The 3,091-nt window shown below is 32.1% G+C and carries 4 protein-coding genes; all 4 read right to left on the reverse strand.

Annotated elements, in window-relative coordinates; genetic code table 11:
- Positions 1-178: 178 nt before the first annotated feature.
- The 4 genes from ACRBBL_RS10750 to ACRBBL_RS10765 are packed head-to-tail and all read right to left on the reverse strand — an operon-like array spanning position 179 to position 2,937.
- Complete coding sequence (locus tag ACRBBL_RS10750) at positions 179-925, reverse strand: LytR/AlgR family response regulator transcription factor (RefSeq protein WP_431369046.1); 747 nt, start codon at positions 923-925, stop codon at positions 179-181.
- Between the two features lie 2 nt (positions 926-927).
- Positions 928-1,743, reverse strand: coding sequence for a sensor histidine kinase (locus ACRBBL_RS10755; protein ID WP_431369047.1), 816 nt, complete (start codon positions 1,741-1,743; stop codon positions 928-930).
- Positions 1,719-2,348 (reverse strand): hypothetical protein, encoded by a 630-nt coding sequence (locus ACRBBL_RS10760; RefSeq protein ID WP_431369048.1) that lies wholly within the window; start codon positions 2,346-2,348, stop codon positions 1,719-1,721. Before ACRBBL_RS10760 ends, ACRBBL_RS10755 begins: the two co-directional genes overlap by 25 nt.
- 7 nt (positions 2,349-2,355) lie before the next feature.
- Positions 2,356-2,937, reverse strand: coding sequence for a hypothetical protein (locus ACRBBL_RS10765; RefSeq protein ID WP_431369049.1), 582 nt, complete (start codon positions 2,935-2,937; stop codon positions 2,356-2,358).
- Positions 2,938-3,091 lie beyond the last annotated feature (154 nt).

The following is a 3,091-nucleotide window of genomic DNA, read 5'->3' on the forward strand; positions in this document are numbered from 1 at the left end:
TTAGATCATTAGAATTGTGTATTGAGAAGTTTTACAACGTCATAGCGAACAACGTGAAGCTATCTGCTACTTTAGAAACAGATTACTTCGTCATGCTTCCTCGTAATGACATTTCAGACAAATTCACAAAAAAACAAATTCACAAACCCACAAATAGCAAATCCACACCTAACCAACATCAAACATTCCGAATCATATTCAAAAAATCGGTGCGTTTATTTCGTGAAACAGGCAACTTATGATTGTCCTGTAACACAACATATCCTTCGTTTAAATACTTTAAAATATAATTGATGTTGATTAAGTGCGATTTGTGAATTAAATAAAAATCTTTACTCTTTAGCAGTTTAAAAAAGTGTCCAATACTATACGAACTCATGATCGGTTTACTTTGCTGAAAATGAATTTTTGTATATCCATCTGTTCCTTGACAATGAATAATATCTTCAATCTTTACAAACTCCAAACCATCTTGCGAAGGAATCACAATTTTCTTCTGTTGAAACGATTGAATGCCTAAATTTTCAATTAACAGCGTATTCTTTTGCAAAGCTGTTTTATCGGCAATATTCTGCGTAGCTACGGAAACCGCCTGAATCAAATCTTGGCTATCAATAGGTTTCACAACATATCCAATGGCACAATGTTTAATGGCTTCAATTCCGTAATTATCAAAAGCAGTTACAAAAATGACTTCAAAGGTTGGTTGTGGAATTTTTTCTAATACTTCAAAACCATTCATGCCAGGCATGGCAATATCCAAAAACACCAATTGTGGTTTCAAATTTGTAATCAAATCAATGGCTTCTTCAGGATCTTGAGTTTCGCCAATAACGGTTACGTTTGGACATAATCTTTCGAGTTTGTTTTTTAAAATAGCTAACGACTTATGTTCATCGTCAACAAGAATAGCAGTTACAGTCATAATTAATTTGGTAGTTTAAAAATTAGGGTGACAATCGTTCCTTGTTGATCACCAACATCAGAACGATCTTTAATCATATATTCAACATGCCAATTATCTATCTGCTCCAGTAATTTTAGACGTTCATCTAAAACTTGAGAAGAATGTGATCCTTGGTTTTTTATTTTATTTTTAGATAATTTTTTTGATTGTTTAATGCCGATTCCATCATCTTTCACAACTACAGAAAAACTATCGTTAGAAAGCTGTGAAAATGTAATGATAACTTTTCCTGGCGCTTTCTTATGAAAAATACCGTGATTTACAGCATTTTCTACAATAGGTTGCAATATCATAGATGGAATAGAGGCTTCTACATCTACGGTTTCATCACAAATAATCTCGTAGGAAAGCTTGTCTTCAAAACGGAGTTTTTCTAATGCTAAATAATTGGAAATCAATTCAATTTCTTCTTCAATCGTAATGAGTTGCTTGCGCGAATAATCAAAAAACTGACGCACCAATTTTGAAAAACGTGTCAAATAATTCTCCGATTGATCAATATCATTCATCTGAATATAATACTGAATTGCATTCAACGAATTATGTACAAAATGCGGGTTCATCTGTGAGCGCAATGCGTGCAACTCAAGATCAACCATTTTCTTTTCATAACTATTGATAGACATTGTTTTTTCGGTAATCAACTTATTTTTACGTGTTACAAACACAAAAAAAAGAACTACCACCGCAACTGCAATTAGCAGAGCTGCACCCGATAGTAAGAAGAACATTTCTTCTGAAAACGCGTTCTTTATTTTTTCTTCTTCTCCAGACATAAAAAGCTTTTAAAAATGCAACCATATAAAACGGCGTTCAATACGGTGATGACAATGCGGTAAAAACTACCACCATAATCTAAGTAGTTATGAAAAATCAACAAAGGAAGTAAACCAATGTAAAAGCAAAATAAGCCTGTAACAATCCAAAACCGTTGTGATTTAGCAAAACTGGTAATGGAATCCGTATTCAGCAATTCTATAAAATAGCTAATCGTTAAAACGAGTACGGAAAAAGCACCAATAATAATAGGATATAGATAAAGGTTTTCAATAGGACTTTTGGTAATTAAATCATTTAAAAATGGAATGAAAAAAACAACGAATAATATATATACAAGCCATTTTCGTTTGGTTAAAATTTTATAAAACCACCAAAAATAAAATCCAAATGAGATGAGTGTAAATAAATTATGTAAAATATCATTATAACCTTTGAAAAATAAATGATAACAAAGTCCTGAAATTTCATGACAAACTACATATACTAAAAACCATAAAAAGTAACGTTGTGTTGTTTCTTTATAGCGATTCCAAGACCAAATAGCCGCCACTAGAGCAGCTATTTGAAAACATAAAAAAAGGATCTGTATAAAATAGTTCATAGACAAGTTAATGTGTTGAATCCGGATGTATTGGACATGGTTTGTTTGATTTATACTGTATAGGAGGTATTCTAGAACTTCCATAATCTAAAGCTGGAATCGTATACAGATTTTCATAGTCATTTGGGTCGTCCGAATCTCCTTTTTTGGTAGCTACAAAAAACACCGTGGTATAATAAACTTCCCCTTGACCCGTAAAAGATTTAGTGTCGCCTTTTATTTTATCTATTTCATTAGGACCTAGAAACTCGTCTGCTGATTTTGCAGCAATATAAACACGAAACCCTAACTTATCTTCTTCAACACCTTCTTTGCGTGCTTTAGCCGTTAAATATTCTATATTATCTTTCATTTGTTTATTAGTAAATGAAATCACCCTATGATCATATTCATGTTCACCTCTGCGAAACCCTTTAAGTTCAATATAATTATCTTCCATGGTGGTTGCATCTTTTGTACACAAAGCCGTAGGTGGTAATGTATCATCATCATCATTACAAGAAGACAACATTAAAAGTAAGAATAAAATTGTTAAATATGTTGTATTTTTTTTCATAATCGTAGTATTATGTTCCGCCTGCGCAAACAAGCGGAACGTTTTTTAAACTGTGTAATTAACTCTTTATTACTGTGATAGGAAAGCGTGTTTTTCCTGTATTATCTTGATTGATTTCAATTTGCTCAATGCAATAGTCTACCAAAATTTCATAGTCTTGTGGTCTTGCATTTTGAATTGATAAGTA

Source organism: Kordia sp. (genome assembly GCF_050633145.1).
Taxonomy (GTDB): Bacteria; Bacteroidota; Bacteroidia; order Flavobacteriales; family Flavobacteriaceae; genus Kordia.

Excerpts from the sequence above, each read along its gene's own strand:
- ACRBBL_RS10750 (WP_431369046.1), bottom strand. The coding sequence starts at position 925 with ATGACTGTAACTGCTATTCTTGTTGACGATGAACATAAGTCGTTAGCT.
- ACRBBL_RS10755 (WP_431369047.1), bottom strand. The coding sequence starts at position 1,743 with ATGTCTGGAGAAGAAGAAAAAATAAAGAACGCGTTTTCAGAAGAAATG.
- ACRBBL_RS10760 (WP_431369048.1), bottom strand. The coding sequence starts at position 2,348 with ATGAACTATTTTATACAGATCCTTTTTTTATGTTTTCAAATAGCTGCT.